This window comes from Caproiciproducens lactatisolvens (assembly GCF_052443335.1).
Lineage (GTDB): Bacteria > Bacillota > Clostridia > Oscillospirales > Acutalibacteraceae > Caproiciproducens.
This window is the reverse complement of record NZ_CP195750.1, coordinates 976,485-994,049: the sequence shown is the minus strand read 5'-3', so window position 1 is coordinate 994,049 and position 17,565 is coordinate 976,485. Positions and strand designations below refer to the sequence as shown.

21 protein-coding genes are annotated in these 17,565 nt (G+C 52.9%); 11 read left to right on the top strand and 10 right to left on the bottom strand.

The genetic code is table 11. The features are described 5' to 3' along the window. Positions 1-95: 95 nt before the first annotated feature. On the bottom strand, positions 96-1,430 hold the full coding sequence (locus tag ACRQV7_RS04820; protein WP_444659661.1) for a DEAD/DEAH box helicase: 1,335 nt from the start codon (positions 1,428-1,430) through the stop codon (positions 96-98). A gap of 209 nt (positions 1,431-1,639) precedes the next feature. On the opposite strand from ACRQV7_RS04820, the gene ACRQV7_RS04815 reads away from it, so the two are divergent. The 3 genes from ACRQV7_RS04815 (at position 1,640) to ACRQV7_RS04805 (ending at position 3,501) form a co-directional block, all read left to right on the top strand. Then, a complete protein-coding gene (locus ACRQV7_RS04815) occupies positions 1,640-1,834 on the top strand; it encodes a hypothetical protein (protein ID WP_275712861.1) in 195 nt (64 codons plus the stop codon). A gap of 27 nt (positions 1,835-1,861) precedes the next feature. After that, entirely contained in the window at positions 1,862-2,050 is a 189-nt protein-coding gene (locus tag ACRQV7_RS04810; RefSeq protein WP_275712862.1) for a hypothetical protein, read from the top strand. Positions 2,051-2,637: 587 nt separating this feature from the next. Then, complete coding sequence (locus ACRQV7_RS04805) at positions 2,638-3,501, top strand: patatin-like phospholipase family protein (RefSeq protein ID WP_444659660.1); 864 nt, start codon at positions 2,638-2,640, stop codon at positions 3,499-3,501. Between the two features lie 79 nt (positions 3,502-3,580). On the opposite strand, the gene ACRQV7_RS04800 is transcribed toward ACRQV7_RS04805, so the two are convergent. Next, positions 3,581-4,309 carry a LytR/AlgR family response regulator transcription factor gene (locus tag ACRQV7_RS04800; protein WP_275712866.1) on the bottom strand — a complete coding sequence of 243 codons (729 nt, stop codon included), beginning with the start codon at positions 4,307-4,309 and terminating at the stop codon, positions 3,581-3,583. Between the two features lie 360 nt (positions 4,310-4,669). On the opposite strand from ACRQV7_RS04800, the gene ACRQV7_RS04795 reads away from it, so the two are divergent. From ACRQV7_RS04795 to ACRQV7_RS04760, 8 genes are all read left to right on the top strand, one after another. After that, positions 4,670-5,908 carry a BTAD domain-containing putative transcriptional regulator gene (locus ACRQV7_RS04795; RefSeq protein ID WP_444659659.1) on the top strand — a complete coding sequence of 413 codons (1,239 nt, stop codon included), beginning with the start codon at positions 4,670-4,672 and terminating at the stop codon, positions 5,906-5,908. Between the two features lie 213 nt (positions 5,909-6,121). Next, the gene (locus tag ACRQV7_RS04790) at positions 6,122-6,400 is read left to right on the top strand and encodes a hypothetical protein (protein ID WP_275712870.1); all 279 of its coding nucleotides are present in this window, start codon (positions 6,122-6,124) and stop codon (positions 6,398-6,400) included. A 31-nt stretch (positions 6,401-6,431) separates the two neighbouring features. After that, on the top strand, positions 6,432-6,950 hold the full coding sequence (locus ACRQV7_RS04785) for a hypothetical protein (protein WP_444659658.1): 519 nt from the start codon (positions 6,432-6,434) through the stop codon (positions 6,948-6,950). Between the two features lie 27 nt (positions 6,951-6,977). Then, positions 6,978-7,637: a signal peptidase I gene (locus ACRQV7_RS04780; protein ID WP_444659657.1), complete on the top strand. Its 660-nt coding sequence runs from the start codon at positions 6,978-6,980 to the stop codon at positions 7,635-7,637. Next, positions 7,634-8,299, top strand: a complete 666-nt coding sequence (locus ACRQV7_RS04775) for a SipW-dependent-type signal peptide-containing protein (RefSeq protein WP_444659656.1) — start codon at positions 7,634-7,636, stop codon at positions 8,297-8,299. The genes ACRQV7_RS04780 and ACRQV7_RS04775 overlap by 4 nt, the downstream gene beginning before the upstream one ends. 64 nt (positions 8,300-8,363) lie before the next feature. Then, a complete protein-coding gene (locus ACRQV7_RS04770) occupies positions 8,364-9,518 on the top strand; it encodes a TasA family protein (RefSeq protein ID WP_275712878.1) in 1,155 nt (384 codons plus the stop codon). Between the two features lie 110 nt (positions 9,519-9,628). Next, positions 9,629-10,315, top strand: a complete 687-nt coding sequence (locus ACRQV7_RS04765) for a TasA family protein (protein ID WP_275712880.1) — start codon at positions 9,629-9,631, stop codon at positions 10,313-10,315. A gap of 83 nt (positions 10,316-10,398) precedes the next feature. Further along, the gene (locus ACRQV7_RS04760; RefSeq protein WP_444659655.1) at positions 10,399-11,211 is read left to right on the top strand and encodes a hypothetical protein; all 813 of its coding nucleotides are present in this window, start codon (positions 10,399-10,401) and stop codon (positions 11,209-11,211) included. Positions 11,212-11,382: 171 nt separating this feature from the next. On the opposite strand, the gene ACRQV7_RS04755 is transcribed toward ACRQV7_RS04760, so the two are convergent. From ACRQV7_RS04755 to ACRQV7_RS04720, 8 genes are all read right to left on the bottom strand, one after another. Beyond that, entirely contained in the window at positions 11,383-11,640 is a 258-nt protein-coding gene (locus ACRQV7_RS04755; protein ID WP_275712882.1) for an HPr family phosphocarrier protein, read from the bottom strand. A gap of 68 nt (positions 11,641-11,708) precedes the next feature. Then, positions 11,709-12,773 carry a MupG family TIM beta-alpha barrel fold protein gene (locus tag ACRQV7_RS04750; protein ID WP_444659654.1) on the bottom strand — a complete coding sequence of 355 codons (1,065 nt, stop codon included), beginning with the start codon at positions 12,771-12,773 and terminating at the stop codon, positions 11,709-11,711. Continuing rightward, positions 12,770-13,675 carry an N-acetylmuramic acid 6-phosphate etherase gene (gene murQ / locus ACRQV7_RS04745; protein WP_444659653.1) on the bottom strand — a complete coding sequence of 302 codons (906 nt, stop codon included), beginning with the start codon at positions 13,673-13,675 and terminating at the stop codon, positions 12,770-12,772. The genes ACRQV7_RS04750 and murQ overlap by 4 nt, the downstream gene beginning before the upstream one ends. Further along, positions 13,675-14,022: a PTS lactose/cellobiose transporter subunit IIA gene (locus ACRQV7_RS04740; protein ID WP_444659652.1), complete on the bottom strand. Its 348-nt coding sequence runs from the start codon at positions 14,020-14,022 to the stop codon at positions 13,675-13,677. The genes murQ and ACRQV7_RS04740 overlap by 1 nt, the downstream gene beginning before the upstream one ends. A 4-nt stretch (positions 14,023-14,026) precedes the next feature. Then, positions 14,027-14,329 (bottom strand): PTS sugar transporter subunit IIB, encoded by a 303-nt coding sequence (locus ACRQV7_RS04735; RefSeq protein WP_038323282.1) that lies wholly within the window; start codon positions 14,327-14,329, stop codon positions 14,027-14,029. 27 nt (positions 14,330-14,356) lie between these two features. Then, on the bottom strand, positions 14,357-15,031 hold the full coding sequence (locus ACRQV7_RS04730; RefSeq protein WP_444659651.1) for a PIG-L deacetylase family protein: 675 nt from the start codon (positions 15,029-15,031) through the stop codon (positions 14,357-14,359). 17 nt (positions 15,032-15,048) lie between these two features. Next, on the bottom strand, positions 15,049-15,993 hold the full coding sequence (locus tag ACRQV7_RS04725; RefSeq protein ID WP_444659650.1) for a GNAT family N-acetyltransferase: 945 nt from the start codon (positions 15,991-15,993) through the stop codon (positions 15,049-15,051). After that, entirely contained in the window at positions 15,986-17,338 is a 1,353-nt protein-coding gene (locus ACRQV7_RS04720; protein ID WP_444659649.1) for a PTS sugar transporter subunit IIC, read from the bottom strand. Before ACRQV7_RS04720 ends, ACRQV7_RS04725 begins: the two co-directional genes overlap by 8 nt. Positions 17,339-17,565 lie beyond the last annotated feature (227 nt).

Sequence of the window (17,565 nt, the reverse complement as noted above, 5' to 3'; positions counted from 1 at the left end):
AGATAAATCAAAGGAGGCAGGATTTTTCCTGCCTCCTTTTACCGGCCCGGAAATTTCGGGCCGTTTTTCGGAGTGGAAACCGAAGCAGACAAGCACTATCCCTTGCGGGGATACGTTTTCTTCCATTTCGGTTTCTCCGTATATTTTTTAGCGGGCGGCTTGCTTTTCGCACTTTCGGCAAAGCCGCTTTTTCCGGCTGTCTCTTTTTTGGCGGAGACCCTCTTTCTTGGTTCGGCGCCGGGCGCCGGGGTACGGCGGTGGCGGAGCTCCGACTTCGGGGTCGGGGTGGTAATCAGCATGGGGTAGGGATTGTCCTGCACCACCGGAATGGTTTTCCCGATCAGCTTCTGAATATTGCGCAGGTCGGGCTTTTCGTCGATGCAGCAGAAGGAAACGGCCGTACCGCTCATTCCAGCCCTGCCGGTCCGGCCGATACGGTGCACATAGGTCTCGGGGACCTCGGGGAGGTCGTAGTTGAACACGCAGGACAATTCCTCGATATCGATCCCCCTCGCCGCGATATCCGTGGCCACAAGCACGCGGATGCTGCCGTTTTTAAAGCTGTTCAGCGCCGTCTGGCGGGCATTCTGCGATTTGTTCCCGTGAATGGCCTGCGCGTTGATATGGGCCTTTTCCAGCTCCCTTACCACCCGGTCGGCGCCGTGCTTCGTTCTGGTAAACACCAGCGCGGAACGGATGGACTCATCCTCCAGAAGGGAGACCAGAAGCTTCCGTTTATTATCCTTGTCCACAAAATACAGGGACTGGTCGATCCGGTCGACCGTTGTTGCCGGGGGCGTAATTTCCACCTTTGCCGGGTCGGCCAGCATGGTGTCGACCATTTCTTCGATCTCTTTGGGCATGGTCGCCGAAAACAGAAGCGTCTGCCGCTTCTGCGGGATTTTGGCAATGATTTTTTTTACGTCCGCGATAAAGCCCATATCGAGCATGCGGTCGGCTTCATCCAGAACGAGGATTTCCACATTTTTCAGCTGAATATATCCCTGATTCATCAGGTCGTTCAGCCTGCCGGGCGTCGCGACCAGAATATCCACGCCGCGGCGCAGTTTTTCCACCTGCATTTTCTGGGATACGCCGCCGAACACCACACAGGTATGCAGCCGGGTGTAGCGGCCGTAGGAGCGAAAGCTTTCATAAATCTGAAGGGCAAGCTCCCTTGTGGGAGTCAGAACCAGGGAACGGATTTTCCTCGGCTCTTTCTGATCCGCCGGGCGGCCGCTTAAAAGCTGCAAAATCGGCACCGCAAAAGCCGCTGTTTTGCCGGTGCCGGTCTGTGCGCACCCAAGAAGGTCCCTGCCGGCGAGCACAAGCGGAATCGCCTGCTCCTGAATGGGCGTCGGTACGGCATAGTTTTCTTTTTCAAGTGCATCTAAAATTCTGTGACTGAGGTTAAGGTCTTTAAAATCCATATTTACTCCTAATTTATTATTTATAGATAACCTGGCGCTTTTTTGTTTTCAACCATGTTCTATATTTTCAATTTTTTAAAATTATAGCACAATTTTGTCCAATAGTCTAATGATCCCCGGAATGCATTCCCTTCATGTGGTCCGATACCGGACGGCGCGCATACTCTCCGCCCCGAAAACACATACTAACCGCGAAAGGAAGTGCTTTCATGAGCAAAGACATCAAAAAGGCGGTAATCAACGAACTCGACCGCCGGATTGCATTGCTGAAGGAACACCAGTCCGAGCGGATGATCACCACCGGCGATCAGTACGAAGAGCTGAACCAGGCCCTGTCAAAGGTGATCGGCGTACCGCTGACTGGGGAACTGGAAAGCATCAGGGAATTCGTTCAAACGCTGTGAAATATCGATAACTTGCGGAGGTAAATTATGTCTGATAATAAATTTGCGAAAAATCTGGAAAACAATCAGTATTTTCTCTCGCTGCCGAAATTTGTGCAGGAAAGCATCAAACAGACCAGCCCCGACGTGCGTTCGGAAGAGGATCTGCGCAAAATCGCCGAAAATCTGATCCGGGAAGCCGAGCCGGAGAAACCAAGCGGCACGCCCCGGTTCTGAGAAAAGCACACAGGCAGACGATAAAAATATCCCGTACCGGGGGCCTTCCGAAACTCATCGGATACCTCCGGTATTTTCATAGCCGGGCATTCCTTAACTTCATATTGACAAGCTGTTTGCTGTTTTCATAGTATATGACAGAACCGTCGAAAGGAGTTGAGGGTTAAAAATGTGTTGCAACTCTTGCTGGCGCTGGCGTCGGCGCAGATGGCGCTGGCGCCGCTGCCGTGGCTGTTTCTGATTCCGTAATTTCTGCCTCCTTAAAGTAACCGCGAACGTGTGGCGCCTGCTGTGACAGCGGGCGCCATTGCTTTTGCGCTCTTCCCTTCTCCCGCCATTTGGAGTATAATCGCAGACGAGGTGATATCGTTGAAAAAAGGAGTGTCTGTAGCGGGCTTCATTCTGGGCATTGTCATCACCGCCTGCGGTGCGGCCGTGACCGTTTTATGCTCTCTGGGATTTGCGAAAAAAGACTGATTTTCTCTCTTTTTAACTCTGATAACCGGCGGAAACCCGAACCGTTTTGCCGAGTCTCTAATATACTTTTATCAGGAAGGTCTGAATTTTTAGAGAGTCGGTGAAAAAAGATGTCATTTGGGCTTGCACTTTCAGGAGGAGGAACAAAAGGGGCTGCTCACGTAGGGGTCCTGCTTGCGCTGGAAGAAGCCGGGATGCGTCCCTCCTCCATTGCCGGAACCAGCGCCGGGGCTATCGTGGCCGGGCTTTACGCCACAGGGACGAATGCGCCGGCGCTGAAACAGATGGTTACGGATCTGTCCAAAACAGGGATATCCCTGTGTGATGCGGATTTTGTAAACCTTTTAAAGGCGGTGCCGCAGCTTTTGTTCCGCCATAAGATCGACATTACCGGGCTGTTCAAGGGAAACCGTCTGGAAAAGTTTCTTTGTGCGCAGACGGATAATAAAAATATTATGGACGCCAATATCAGAACCATTATTCCGGCGGTGGATATCAATTCGGGTGAAACCATTGTTTACACAAGCTCCCTGCGGAATGTCGCCGCTGTGGAAGGGGTAACGTGGAAAACGGATATCCCCATCTGTCAGGCGATCCGCGCAAGCATGGCGGTGCCTGCGGTTTTCCGGCCGAAGCTGATCGGCGATCTGTGCCTGGTCGACGGAGGCGTGACCAATACCCTGCCGGTGGACCTTTTGACCGCGGCGGGCGAATCCAACGTTTTGGCGGTCGACGTCACCAAGGAGTACGAGGTGCCCGCCAGAATGAATATTATTGATATTACAACGCATTCCCTGTCCATCATGAGCACCCGTTTAAAGGAGTTGAGCTCCCACGGGGAAAAATTGCTGCTGAAGCCACAGCTGCCAAAGGAATCGGGGCTGCTGACGTTTGAGCAGATGGAGCAGTGCATGGACGCGGGCTACGAAGCGGCGCAGATGAGTATGGCCGCAATCAAGGCAATATTCAAATAATCCCCGGAACAAAGACGATCTATGCAAAAGAAACGGTGCTCTCTTTCTTTAAGAGAGCACCGTTTCTTATACCCTTCTTTTAAATCATCTTTTCTTCTTCCAGATAGTTTTTCCACGCGCACAGCGCGTCCCGATATCTCCGGCGCGCAACCGGAATCACGCCGCCGTCCTCGAGCACGAATTCATTTCTGCGCAAACGCCTCACGCAGGAAAAATTGACGACATAACAGCGGTGGCAGGCATAGAACCGCCCCGCCGGAAGACGCCTGAAAAAATCGGTCAGCGGCCCGGCGGCGGTCAGAGTGCCGCCGTCTCTGCAATGCACCAGAATCATTTTGTTAAATACCTCAAGGTAAAAGATATCGCAAGCCGCCAGCACGGTGATCTCCCTTCCGGCGGTCTCCATCATACAGACAGAACTGTCTTCATACTGCCTGAACGCCCGGCAGAGCGCGGTATGCAGTTCCTGCTTCCGCACGGGCCTGAGCAAATAATGAACAGGCGCGGCGGCATAGGCGGCCAGAGCGGACTTTGCATCGGAGGAGATAAAAACGATCGGGGAAAGCAGCCCGGAATCCCGCAGTTTTCCGGCAAACGCCACGCCGTCCTTTCCATCCAGCACGGTATCCAGAAAAAGGATGTGATACTTCGTTCCGGGGCTCGCGACCGCCGACTCCAGCTGTTCGCAGGCGGTGTATCTGTCACAGGAAAAGGCCGTACGCCGGCCGGCCAGGATTTCTTCAATCATTTTCTGCAGCTGTGCGGCGCAGTCCGGGTCGTTTTCACAGACGGCAATATGGTAAACCATCCTCTTTTTTTCCCTCCGATTTGCACATCCGGATCCCTTTTCCGGCAAAATGCAATTTTTTCTTTCCCAGCATATCACCGTATCAGATTGTTGTCTATAGGAAAAATAGCCGAAAATATTTCGTAAAAATCTACCGTCCGCTCTTCATTATCAACCATTCGCGCAAAAGCATTTGTTATTTCAAAAGTTTTTGATTATTATTTATTTGAATTAATTTAAAGAATTATCATATCAGAAAAACTGTTCTTTGGAATATGGTCGTTTAAATATTCTCGGCTGGTTCCTTCGGTTCCGGCCCTCAAAACGGACACGGATGCAGGGACGCAATCGGGCAGGTGGCCAAAGGATGGAGGAAATCAAATGTCGGTGGAAGTATTTACTTTGGGAGGCTGGGACTTACAGAAGGACGGCAGGTCTCTTTTTACCGGAAGCAGGAGGTCCCATAAGAGTCTGGAACTGCTGAAATATTTTGTGGCGAACAGGGGGAAGCGCCTTTCTCCCGACAGCATTGTGGAGAATCTATGGGACGACGCGGATCTTGTCGATTCCAAAAACACTCTTCGGACTCAGATTTTCCGTCTGCGCCAGATGCTGCAGGAGGAAGAGCTGCTTGGAAAAAGCGGAAATGACGATTCGCCTTTCAACCTCGTCTGTGACGGCGGCTTTTATATTTTTACCCTTGGAAAAGGCTGCACGGTGGATACGGACCTTTTTGAGAAGGAAATCCGCGAGGCCGACGCAAAGCAGCACGGTGACCCAAATCTGGCGATCGGCCACTATGAGCGGGCCGTCCGGCTGTATAAGGGAGCCTATCTGGCGGAAATTCCCAACTGCGAATGGACCTTCCCCCTGCACACTCATTATTCCCGGCTCTATGTACAGTCTTTGCTCCGGCTTTTTAAGCTGCTGAAGGGACAGGGCCGCCACTCTGAAATCGTGGAGTATTTCGAGCAGGCCGTCTGCCATGAACCGCTGGAAGAATCTTTGCATCTTTGCTTCCTGGAAGCCCTTCTGGCCCTGAACGAATACAGCGTGGCGCTGAGCCACTACAATTATATTACCGAACGGATGTCCCGGGAGCTTGCCGTGAAACCTTCCGCGGCCATGAAAAGCATTTACAGACGAATCACCGCAGGGGAACAAAACGTCCATCGGGCCGATCTGTCGGACCTGAGCAGGAATTTCTCCCAGTGCGACGATCCGGACGGCGCACTGTACTGCGATCTGGAGTATTTCCGTATTATCTATAACCTTGAAGAACGCCGCCGGATGCGCGGGAGCAGAAACACCTTTCTCGGCCTTGCGACCATTTCCGGCGCGGGAAACGATCTTTTCCCCGCCCGGATGGAAATGGCCTGCAAAGGCTTGAAACGGATTCTGGAAGACTCCCTGCGCAGGGGAGACGTCTTTACACAGTGGAACCAGTACCAGATGATTCTGCTGCTGACGGACACCAAGCAGGAAGGGCTGATTCTGGTCGGTTCCAGAATCCAGAAGCGGTTTGAAAAGCAGGTCGGCAAAGGTTCCCTGACAGTCGTCATGGAATTCACACCGTTCAGCGATGTGCCGTCGCATTATCTGGAGCAAATCAACCGATAAAATTCAATTTTATTCGACAAATAACAACACTCTGTGAGGATTTTATCCTTTAACAGGGTGTTTTTTTGTTTCTGTAATTGAACTGTGCCTGAAATATAACTGGAAATAAATTCCTGTGTGCGGGAAATGAAATCCATTCAACCTCATAATGAAATCGGCGCCTGCTATAATGGGAACAAATCACAAAAGCAGAGAGAATACGGAGGATATATCATGAAAGCTTGTTCAGGGAAGAGTATGGTGCGAACGGCATCCGATACTTCCCCCACTTTTTTAATCAAGGTGGTACGTTCCGACCATTACAGCATACAGGGTTATATCCGCTGGCTGGAAAAAGATAAATATGTTCCGTTCCGGAGCAGCCTGGAGCTTTTTCATCTGCTTGAAGCCGGAATCTGTCAGAGCCGCGAAGAGCTGGCGCAGTTAAGATCGTGGGATTCTTGGGGGGAAAGTCGGGAAGAGGACTATCCCCAAAAGAAGATCATAGGGTAAAATGACAAAACAGTGCGAGGAGGAAGCGCGAATGCGCAGAGCAGGGCATTCATGGAGCAATCGGCGAAAAACGTGGAAACCGGATGAAACGGCTGCAAAACGGATTGGGGAAATTCTGTTGCTGGCCGTTCTCTGTATGGCTTTTCTGTTTTATACAATCCCCCATATGCAAACCGGCGCCCGTTTTACTGCTTCCGGCAGTGCCTCAGCCACCTTTGATTTTACCTCGGGAGGCAGAGGACCCCGCCTGAATTTAGAGGCCGTGCCGGAGGCTCAGCCCGGGGAAAGCTCCTCCGCAGCCGCCAAACCGGGCGCTGCGGAAAGCAAAGCCGAAAGTAACGCGGAAAGCACCGTCCAAAGCTCAGCCGCAAGCACGGCGGAAAGTACCGCGGAAAGCACGGCACCGCAGTCCGAAACGGAGTCCCACTCCGAAATACAAAGCACTCCGGCACAGGACGGGGATACAGCGAAAACGGAGAGTACAAACGCAGACGCTCCCGGCAACGTAACGGAAACCGGGCATTCCGCTCAGAGCGGAGCAGAATCTTAAAAGCGGGCATACGCCCGGGAGGTAATTATGGAGACGGAAACAGGAACGGTTGAAAGATCGGAGCCCAAAAAGGACTCTCCTAAAATTTTCCGAAAAATACTTAAGGCAGTCGGAAATGTGCTTTTTGCCTTATTGATGATCCTGATCGCTTTTATGCTGTTCTGCATGGTGCGCAGCAAAATTACCGGCGGCGCGCCGAAGATCGCGGGGCATTATATGCTGGTCGTGCTCAGCGGCAGTATGGCTCCTCAGTTTGACACCGGCAGTGTTGCCTTCGTCAAGCCGGTGGACGCCGCGGAGATCAAAAAGGGCGATATTATTACCTTCAAGGGTTTCGCGGGAAGCGATCAAATGACGACGCACAGGGTAGTTGGAATCAACCAAAAGTCAAACGGCCCGGAATTTCTGACCAAAGGCGACGCAAACCACGCCAACGACCCCGACCCCATACCGGGAGAAGACCTGATTGGCAGAGTCAGCTTCACCCTCCCCTATCTGGGTTATTTTATGAATTTCGCCCAGACCAGGAACGGGCTGCTGCTGCTGATTATCGTTCCCGGAGCGCTGCTGCTTTTCTTCGAGTGCCGCAGTTTATATCAAGCTTATTCGAATTCTAAAAAGCAGGTAAAGGAAGAAAGCAGTTCTCAGGAAATCCCCGCGCAAGCCGTTGGAAAGGAGGAACGATGATCAGAAAATCTGTTTTTATCAGCGTTCTCCTTGTCATTCTGACGGTCGGCATGCTGGGAGGGTCGACCAACGCCTATTTTACGGATACTCAGGTTCCCCCGGCTGAAATCAACACCGGCAATGCAGCCATCACAGTTGAGGTGACAGATCAGGGAAGCAAAGAAAAAGATGGCGGCCACAAAGGCAAATTCGAGGAGAAGCAATCCGATTCCCAGATTCGGTGTGAACCCGATTGCGACGATGATGACGATCAAAAGTATTACGTTGAATGGACCATTACCAATACAGGAACGACTCCGGTTACCCTGCAGGCAAAGCTTTCTGAAAAGTGGCTGTTTGTCGGCTCAAAAACAAAAGGCACGGAAACCGTGGAAAAGGGATGGCAACGTCCCTCACAACCGAAAATAGACCCTGAACCAATCAGCAAATGGTCTTATTCTTCTAAAAAAGCTACCTATTATTACAGATCTTACAAAAATAGAAAATCGCGCGACATTGTCGTAGAGCCCGGATCGAAAGCGACCTTTTATTTGGTATTTCAGGTAAAAGGCAATGCAGCTTCTTTAAAAAATTACAAACTGAATCTCAGCCTGAATGTCACGGCTACTCAAGTGATAAGAAACGCAGGCCATTCCACGATGGAAGCGGATGAAAGCACTTGATGAACAAGGGGTTAAAACAAATTCCACAAAGCTTAGACAAAATACAAGAAGGGTGGATCATTGTATGACAAAATCAAGAGTGAAACTTCTGACGGGAATAGTCGGCATCGTAACGGCCGTCGCCCTGGTCGGCGGCGGGACCATGGCCTGGTTTACTGACAAAAAGGAAGTCGAGGGCTCCAAATTCACCGCGGGCACGGTGGAAATCCAGGCGGGCCAGTCCGTAGTGGAGGATACCGACGAATCGGGCAAACCTCTTTACTACGAAGACGTGGCGCCGGTAAGTGTTGTCAGTGTAAAAAGAGGAACCTATAAAAACGGCGATCCTCTTCCGAAACCAGGCCCCAGCAACCGGAATGACCCGGATAAAGTTTTGATAAAAGCGGAAAAGAAAGCTGACTCCGAGATTTACAGCATGGGCTACGGCGGGGAGATCGTCGTTCAGTTTGACAATGATAAACCGCTCCGGAAAGGCGACGTGCTGGTAATAGAAGGTACGTGGGGAAACAGCGCGTCAAACTATGTTGAAACCGCCAAGGTTTATGTAAGCGACGACAACAACGATTGGACTTACGCGGGAACGGTTTCCAACCAAACAAATTCAAAAGGCGACTACCATAAGAGCATGGTGCCCAACCCGATCGATACGGCTTGCTATGTCAAGCTGGTGGACGCCACTCCAAAAACATTGTCGAATGGAGGAGACAACCAGAGCGACGACGGCTTTGACATCGATTACATCTGCGGCAGAAACATCATCGACGAAGCCAACTGGAACCCGGGCGACACAAACAAGCTCGCGTTCTACGTCACCAATTCCGGAACCAAGGACATTGACGTGCGGGTAAAGCTGGAAGGCCATTGGGAGACATTCCGGAATGATAAGTGGCAGAAGGATGAGAGCCTTACAAACGACGTGATCGACACCGTCGTCACGAACGGTACGAACTGGACGAAAAATGCTGCCGACGGTTTTTATTATTGCTCCAGCAATGATAAAGGCGGACTGAAAGGCACCTACGGCGGCGAATCTCCAAGCGCGACTGATACGATCGCCGTGCTTGATCTGACCGTTAAGCTCAGCGAAGATGCCGGCAACGAGTATCAAAACGCGAAGTATGTTCTGACCCCCACCTTCCAGGCGATTCAGCATTCTCACAGCGACGGCTGGGATTGGGAAAAATTTGATACGGAGTACAACATTGTTTCCAAACCGTAAACGCAGTTCATGACGCCCGCTCCCGATCACGCGCAGGAGCGGAACCAAATCCCCGCGGAACGCGGATGACAAGTAATCTTAATAAAATAATTTATATGGAGGAAAGAAAAATGAATTTTAAGACAAAAGTTTTGACGAGTGTTCTTGCAGTCGGGCTGACTGTGGCATTGATCGGCGGCTCCACAATGGCGTGGTTCACAGACTCTAAAGAAGTCAAGGGCGCTACGTTCCAGGCAGGTACGGTAACGCTCAGTGAAGATTCCGGCAAACTTGTTATCAGCGGGTTCGATAAGGAAAACATCAACCCCGGCGATGGATTTAATGCCAGTCTAAACATCGTTTACACAGGAACAAAACCCGTAAAGCTTAGAATTAAAGTTCCTGAAATTTCTTGGCTGGCTGCAGATGGAGAAACTGCATTGTCCACGGATAACGTCGACTATGGCTGGGACGCTATTAAATCAAATTGGCGTAGAGATGGAGATTATATCTATTATATCGGCTCGACTACTTATACAGGTACGGATGGGATAGAGCATACTCTTACTGACGGTATTCTTCCCGGTATTAAAGACGATGACAATGGAACAACAAAATACTTTGGCGCTGCTGCTGAAGCCGCAAGAACCATTCATTTCAGTCTGGATGGACTTTTCAACGGCGCAGAAACCGATAACCAATATCAAGGAGCAAAATTCACCCTTGGCGACTCTTCCGTCGAAGTCATTCAGGCGACCAACAGCGCGGCTTGGCCGGCAACTGGAACTGTCCCCCCGGCGATAGCTCCGGCAGCTTAAGGACTGCGAATTAAGCGAATTTCAACGTACAGCGCTTTAAAAAATCGTACCGGCAAGGTACGGGAAAAGGAGGGAAACCGACCATGCTGAAAGCTCCGAAAACAGTAAAATTTTTCATGGCGCTTCTGGCTGCCGCCCTCCTTGTCCCCGGGATGGTTCACGCGCAGGCGCAGAGTATTGCGACGGGGTACCAGAACGACGGCCAAAGCAGCGGTCTGAGCATTACCGCCCCGGACCCCGCGGCCGATGTCGGCAACCTGAACCCTGGCGACACAAAGTCCTCCCGCCTGCTGCTGAAAAACACCGGTGGGTATACGCTGACAGTATACATGAAAATGCTGATCGAATCGGAATCCGCGCCGAACGGCGGTTCTTTGGCGGACGGGATGACGCTGACCGTCAAAGACGGCGGCACTTACCTGACACAGGGAAAGCTTTTCCGCACGGCCGACGACGATTCCGTTCTGGTGGGCAAAATGGGTCCGGGCGCGAGCAAGACGCTGGATTTTAACGTCGACCTGCCCGGTCAGGGAACCGGAAACCAGTATCAGGGCGCTTCCATGCAAGTAAAATGGGTCTTTACCACCACCTATACGACCAGCAGCGGGGGTGGCGGAGGCGGAGGCGGGGGTGGCGGAGCAGAGGCCAACGTCACTACGCCCACGGAGATCATCGGCGCGGAAAGTGTCCCGACGGTCGGAACAACCCCCGGGGAAACAGTGACCGTGGCACAGGAAACCGTTCCAAAAGCCAGCCCCGCTACCGGAGAACGGTCCGTCAGACCGGTAGCCATTGCAGGGGCAGTCGCGGGAATGATTGCAGTCTGCGCGATCCTTTCCTTGAGGAAACGGTGGCAAAATCAAAACGTTTCATCGGATAACAATAAACACCCCTAATAGAAAAAAACAGGAACTGCCCGTTAAACGGTACAGTTCCTGTTTTTTCATTCTGCGGTCCGCTCCCTGCTGCAGTGTCACAGCGGCTGGGAGTTTTTCACAAAATCAATTTTATAAAACCCGCAATTTTGCAGTTGCACGATTTTATCGACAGCCTGAAAGCTGGTTATCTTATAAATTTTCTTTCAATACCTTCCCCAGCGCGGCGATTGCCGCGTCTTCGTCCGGCCCTTCCGCCGTGACCCTGACTTCCGTCCCCTGCTCGATTCCCATTCCGATCACCTGGAACAGTCTGGTCAGGTCCGCGCTTTTTCCTCCCGCGTGGATCATACAGGCAGACTGAAAGCTCTTTGCCTGCTTGACCAGCATGCCGGCCGGTCTGGCGTGTACGCCGATCTCGTCACGAATGACATAGGTAATACTTTTCATGGTTGATTCCCTTCCTTACAGCCGCCGGAACAGATATTCTTTTTCCGGCGGCCCTCACTGAAATTCCGTTATCCTTCCGGGCCGACAGCAAACCGGATTCCCAGGCCGTTCCTGAGATAAGGCAGATACGGCAGCGCTTCCTCTTTCACGCGCCCGATCACATTGATTCTGGGATCGGGCGGCAGCGGAACGCGCGCAATTTCCAACTCTCCCTCATAACGCAGGAAACCGGTGTTGGACAGCAAAATATCCCCCGCGCTGCATGCGGTCTCTTTTGCGGGCTGAAGCAGCCCGCGGTCCGGGACGGGAATTCTGCGTGACTCTACCGACCGGAAAACACAGTCGCTGGAATCCCGTCTGTCGTGATGGATCGTTTCCGCAAGATAACGATAGCGCCGGTCCAGTTCCACCGGCAAACTGACAAACCCCCGGCTGAGATCCGCCCAGGCGTCCCAGGATTTTTCCGAAAGGCTCACGTCCCCGACCAGCACCGTATCGCACGCCGCGTCAATAAAAAGTTCCAGCGCGTTTTGGATAATATCCTCGCGGCGGCGGTGCGCCTCAACGGTCGGCAGCCCCTCATACAGCGGCCCGCGCAGCATTCCGTCGCCCGGAATGAAAGCCATCGTCCGGAATCCGTATGTCTTGAGCTGCCGGTTAACCTGTGCGACATCCGCCAAAGGCAGCCCCGTCCAGGGCTTCGGGTAATAATTATGGCAGGCGGTAAAGCGGGTCAGGTCCGCTCCCGCTTTCCGCCAGCCGGTGATCTCCGCAAAGGAAACCGTAGAAGCGTTAAATACAATCTGAAAGGTATGGGAAAGCTCCGCCGCCTGCTGCGGGGAATAGCCGTCGTCCAGACGGATATGTGTGACGCCCCAGTTCTGAAGGTCGTACAGGGAACGGCAGCCGAGACGCTCCGCCGTGTCCGGCCCCACATCCATCACCAGGTCCATCCCGTATTTTTTACAGGAGGAAAGCAGCTTCTTCGCGGAAGACCGGAGGCCGTCCCGGCTTTCTTCCGGAATCTGCAGGGAAGTAAACGCGCATCGGATCTCCGCATCCGCCGCGCGTGCGATGATCTCCGCGTTTTTTTCCTCCGCAGTGCTACAATATAAGCAAACTCCCGTATTCATCGCAGTTTTCCGGCAAGTGCTTCGCGGACCCTGCCGTGCGCGTGGGCCAGTACCTGCTCTCCCCTCTCTGCGGAAACGTTCAGCAGCAGCATCACGATCGCGGTTTTGACCCTGCCGCCCGCCTCGCGCAGCGCGGTTTCGGCGGTCTCCCTGCCGCATGCGGTTGCCGCCATCACCATGTTCTGTGCGCGTACGGTCAGCTTTTCGTTGCTGGCCTGCATATTGACCATGAGATTTTCATACGCGTGTCCGATTTTCACCATACTCGCGGTGGAAATCATATTCAGGATCATCTTCTGCGCCGTGCCCGACTTGAGCCGTGTCGACCCCGTCAGCACTTCCGGGCCGACATTCGGCTCTATCGCCACATCCGCCTCTTTTCCGATGGCGGAGTCCCGGTTGCAGGCGATCGCCGCCGTACGGCACCCCAGCCGCTTCGCGTAGCGCAGGCCGTACAGTACATAGGGAGTTCGGCCGCTGGCGGCCAGCCCGATCACGGTGTCGCACGGCTTCAGCCCGATCCGCTCCAGATCCTCCCTGCCCAGCGTACAGCTGTCCTCCGCGCCTTCAACGGCCTCAATCAGAGCGCCCTTCCCGCCGGCGATCAATCCGACGACAGTGTCCATGGATACGCCGAATGTCGGCGGGCACTCGGAAGCGTCCAGAACGCCAAGCCTTCCGGAGGTTCCCGCACCCATATAAATGATTCTTCCGCCGGACCGCAGGCTGGCCACGGTATATTCGACCGTCTTTGCAACCTGCGGCAGAACGGCGCGCACGCCCGCAATCACCTTTTCATCCTCGCGGTTCATCACAGAGACAATTTCCATGGCGGACATGCAGTCCAGATCCCTCGTTTCCGGGTTTCTTGCTTCAGTAGTAAAGTGGGAAAGATCCGTCATTATAAAACTCCTTTATCACTCATGGCCTGATACAGCGCCAGAAATTCTTCCGCCAGAATGCCGAAAGCCTCCGCGCTCATCAATTGGTCTTCGGCGTGCGTCAAAAGCATGATCCGCTCATCTTTCTGAAAAACGGGGACATGATCTTCCCCGGACACTTCCCGGATCAGGTCCGCGTGAATATGGTGCCCCTTGTTAAAGGCGCCCTGTCCCTCGCGGATCAGCTCCTTTGCCTTATCGATCTCCTTCTCGCGCGCCGCCTGTATCGCCTCAATATATAAGCTCCGGGCGCTTCCCACTTCCGTTATGATTTCAAAAAGGGTAGGTTCTATATCCATTTCCTGCATATTTTCAACACTCCATAATTTTTCTGGCTTGCATAAGGGCCTGTTTGCCGTCCACCATTCCATAGATCCGCATATCAACGGCTTCGATCTTTTTGTCAGGATATTCTTTTTTTAATTTTGACAGCATATAACGCACCTGAGGCCCCAGTAAAACGACATCCGCACCGGGGATCACATTCGGGGCCTCTGCTACGCCGTAAGCCTGAATCTCACAGGGAAAATCAGTTTCCTTCGCGGCATTCTGCATTCTGGAAACCAGCAGGCTGGTAGACATCCCCGCCACACACAGTAAAACAATCTTTTTCATCGTCATCCCTCGTTTCTGAAAATATATTTATTCGCTGTCGATCAGCGCGCCGTGCATATACGCCTTGGCAAAGCCGTGCTCCCCGGCCTCCACGGACCGGATCAGGGCCATGGAATGATAGTATTCGAAATACGGCATGTCGTTGACCCCGCCGTTGAAGATACGATATTGTCTGAGTCCCGCAAACCATTGATCCAGTTCCTCCCGGGTCATGGAAAGATATACCGTCGGGGTAAAGCCCGCCAGGTCTTCGCAGTTTTCGCCGTAGAACAGCTGGATCTTCCGTCCCTCCCGCCGCAGCAGGCGCACGGCCTCCGTCACGGCCTCATATGTGTAATAATGCCTGGGGTGCAGGGTACCGCGGGCATGAGTGATGACACAGTCCGCTTTCTGCTCCCTCAGATAGTCCGCAAGAAGGGAAATAAACTTTCCCGTCTCCGGCAGCTCGCCGGAAAGATAGTCCAGCGCATAGCAGTCGCAGTTCAGCGCGGCCGCGGCGGCGGCGATCTCGCGGTGCAGCGCGAGATCGTATTCCTCCTTCTGTTCTTCCGTCGCCGTCGGGTCGGTCAGCCTTCCCTTTGTCACATGGACCAGCGTGCAGCGCGCGTGACGCGCCGCGTAGCGCAGCAGCATCGGCCCCCCCATGATCTCCGCATCCAGGGGATGCGCCCCGATACAGATTACCCGCTTATAGTCTCCCATATTCCGTCATCTCCCAATTAAATCTTTTTGCGGTACAGCTGATAGGTACGGTACACCTTCAGGCCGTGGCGCTCATAAAAGCGCATGGCGGCCCCGTGGGTCCAGAGGAAATAAAGATAATAGATGCCGCGTTTCCTCATTTCCATCATCTGAAGGTCGATCAGAACGCCGCCGAGCCCCTCCGACCGCAGGGCTTCCGCCACACCGATCGGGCCGAACCGCGCGTCATTCCCGTCGATCTTGCGCATACAGTAGCCGATGACGTGATCTTCCCGGTCCGTCGCAAGCAGGATCGTATCCTCCGCCTCCCGCGTGCGCAGGGCCAGCAGAATGTTGCGGACCCAGCCGGCGTCGAATTCCCGGCCCACAAAATTCAGAAGCTTTTCCATATACGGCATGGAAAAGGGGTGAAAGGCAATCCCCTTTTCCGCCAGCTCTTCAATATGCTTTGCCGTTTTTTCGGGGAGAGTATACGTAAAGAGGTCCCGCTGCATGCTGACGGCGTCCGTCCCGCGCGCGTACCCGTTCTTGTCGAAGAAGGGCACGCCGCCGGGATATTGCAGGTCAACGCCGGGAGCAAAGTAATTGGGGCTGTATGCGCACAGGGTGATTTCCCGTGTTCCCGCGGCTTTCAGTCTTGCTTCTTCCTCCTCCAGAAGCCTTTGCCCGATTCCCCGGCGCCGGGATTCCGGAAGGACAAAGAAGCTGCTGATCCAGCCGCGCTGCTCCTCCAGCCCCCGCGTCAGATAGGGATATTTTCTTCTGATTCCCAGGCTGAAGCCGGCCACATGTCCGTCAACGACGGCAACCAAAGCCAGTTCGGGGTCGAAATTCTCGTCAAGAAGAACCTCCTGGATAAAACGCTCCCGGGTAATCGTATCATAGAACAGGGAAGCATTCCAGCCGGAAACAATCCCATCGATGTATTCCTGCCGGTAAGGGCGTATTTCTATTTCAGACATTCTTACTATCTTCCTTTTGTTTTTTGTATTCTTTTTCCGCTGCGAGTTCCTGCTTTTCCATGACTTTGAAGAACGGCAGGAACATAAAGAAAATGATCACCATATTGACCAGCGTAATCACCATGGACTGCAGCTTAAAGCCGCTGCCGATGAAAGACGCAAGCGGAGCGGGCATTGTCCATACAACCATGGACACCATCGGCGGTGTGATTCCCAGAACGCCCAGAACGGCGTTAAGGATAAACAGCACGCTGAAGCCCAATACCCACGGCACGAACATCAGCGGATTGAGCACAACCGGCAGGCCGTACATCACCGGCTCGGCAATGTTGAAAATCGTGCCCGGCAGGGAAAGCTTGCCCAGGACCTTGAACCGCTCGGCCTTGCTCATGGCGCAGAGCAGCGCAAGCGGGAAAACGGAGCAGCGTACGTAGAAGTTGATCCACTGTTCCGTAAACATATAGGGAATCGCCTGATGCGCCGCAAAAGCATTGATATTGTCCGTAATCATGGTCGTCCAGATCGGCTGCATGACGGAAGAGACGATGTTGGAGCCGTGCAGGCCGACAAACCACAGGATACGGTCGAGGAAGAAGCCTGCAAACTGCGCAACCGGTCCGCTGCCGCCAACCACAAGATAAGCGCAGAGCTTGTTGAGCAGAGCCAGAAAATCAAAGCCTGCAAAGCCCTGACCGATGATGGCGCAGATCACGACTACCACGGACACCGGAATCATGCTGGTGAAGGCCGCCGCAATCATCGGCGGAACGGCTTCCGGCATCTTGATGGTGATCTTTTTGCCGATCAGAAAACGATAGACCTCTATGGCAAGAATGCTGATCAGGATGCCGCCGAAAAGGCTGGGAGAGCCGAGAATATAGGCGGGCCAGTCAAAATTTTCACTGAGCTTGGTAAAGTTGATAAAGCACAGGAATGACACAAAGGATACGACCGCCACCGCAATCGGGCTGACATTTTCGTCCTTCTTGTGATAATAATCCCCAAGAAAATATCCGTTCAGGACTGTCGTAATCAGGGCAAGCAGATTAATGGTCACAAAAACCACCTGCAGCAGCCACGGCCGACAGGGTTCCACAACCGCGCTGATCGCGTTTGCGACACCGGGAAGGTTCAGACCGCCGTCTTTCCCGAATAAGCCGCTCAGATTCAGGATCAGGGTGGCCGTCGCCCCCAGAATCATGTACGGCATCAGCGTGACGAATGTGCGCTGAAGAGCCTCCAGATACCGGACCTGTGAAAGTCTCAGCAGCGGCGGCGCCACCTTTTCTTCAATAAGATTTGTCACACGGTCGAGAAGCCCGCTTTTTTTTGTCTGTTCCCCCATAACTGATCTCCTCCTTAAGCGTTTGTTTTTTTCATGTATGTACCTCACGAGAAAACCGGCCGGTTTTCTAACCATAGTATAGCGGAACCGAAAGGCGAAATCAATACATTTACCAAAAGTTTTGGGAAATTTCTTAAAATTCTGCGAGGTTTCCCAAATCTGGCATATTAACGACCGAATTCTCTCAAAACTTTTTCCTTTTGTGCATGTTTTATGATATAATACGA

Coding starts and splice junctions, on each gene's coding strand:
- ACRQV7_RS04820 (WP_444659661.1), bottom strand. CDS start 1,430: ATGGATTTTAAAGACCTTAACCTCAGTCACAGAATTTTAGATGCACTT.
- ACRQV7_RS04815 (WP_275712861.1), top strand. CDS start 1,640: ATGAGCAAAGACATCAAAAAGGCGGTAATCAACGAACTCGACCGCCGG.
- ACRQV7_RS04810 (WP_275712862.1), top strand. CDS start 1,862: ATGTCTGATAATAAATTTGCGAAAAATCTGGAAAACAATCAGTATTTT.
- ACRQV7_RS04805 (WP_444659660.1), top strand. CDS start 2,638: ATGTCATTTGGGCTTGCACTTTCAGGAGGAGGAACAAAAGGGGCTGCT.
- ACRQV7_RS04800 (WP_275712866.1), bottom strand. CDS start 4,309: ATGGTTTACCATATTGCCGTCTGTGAAAACGACCCGGACTGCGCCGCA.
- ACRQV7_RS04795 (WP_444659659.1), top strand. CDS start 4,670: ATGTCGGTGGAAGTATTTACTTTGGGAGGCTGGGACTTACAGAAGGAC.
- ACRQV7_RS04790 (WP_275712870.1), top strand. CDS start 6,122: ATGAAAGCTTGTTCAGGGAAGAGTATGGTGCGAACGGCATCCGATACT.
- ACRQV7_RS04785 (WP_444659658.1), top strand. CDS start 6,432: ATGCGCAGAGCAGGGCATTCATGGAGCAATCGGCGAAAAACGTGGAAA.
- ACRQV7_RS04780 (WP_444659657.1), top strand. CDS start 6,978: ATGGAGACGGAAACAGGAACGGTTGAAAGATCGGAGCCCAAAAAGGAC.
- ACRQV7_RS04775 (WP_444659656.1), top strand. CDS start 7,634: ATGATCAGAAAATCTGTTTTTATCAGCGTTCTCCTTGTCATTCTGACG.
- ACRQV7_RS04770 (WP_275712878.1), top strand. CDS start 8,364: ATGACAAAATCAAGAGTGAAACTTCTGACGGGAATAGTCGGCATCGTA.
- ACRQV7_RS04765 (WP_275712880.1), top strand. CDS start 9,629: ATGAATTTTAAGACAAAAGTTTTGACGAGTGTTCTTGCAGTCGGGCTG.
- ACRQV7_RS04760 (WP_444659655.1), top strand. CDS start 10,399: ATGCTGAAAGCTCCGAAAACAGTAAAATTTTTCATGGCGCTTCTGGCT.
- ACRQV7_RS04755 (WP_275712882.1), bottom strand. CDS start 11,640: ATGAAAAGTATTACCTATGTCATTCGTGACGAGATCGGCGTACACGCC.
- ACRQV7_RS04750 (WP_444659654.1), bottom strand. CDS start 12,773: ATGAATACGGGAGTTTGCTTATATTGTAGCACTGCGGAGGAAAAAAAC.
- murQ (WP_444659653.1), bottom strand. CDS start 13,675: ATGACGGATCTTTCCCACTTTACTACTGAAGCAAGAAACCCGGAAACG.
- ACRQV7_RS04740 (WP_444659652.1), bottom strand. CDS start 14,022: ATGCAGGAAATGGATATAGAACCTACCCTTTTTGAAATCATAACGGAA.
- ACRQV7_RS04735 (WP_038323282.1), bottom strand. CDS start 14,329: ATGAAAAAGATTGTTTTACTGTGTGTGGCGGGGATGTCTACCAGCCTG.
- ACRQV7_RS04730 (WP_444659651.1), bottom strand. CDS start 15,031: ATGGGAGACTATAAGCGGGTAATCTGTATCGGGGCGCATCCCCTGGAT.
- ACRQV7_RS04725 (WP_444659650.1), bottom strand. CDS start 15,993: ATGTCTGAAATAGAAATACGCCCTTACCGGCAGGAATACATCGATGGG.
- ACRQV7_RS04720 (WP_444659649.1), bottom strand. CDS start 17,338: ATGGGGGAACAGACAAAAAAAAGCGGGCTTCTCGACCGTGTGACAAAT.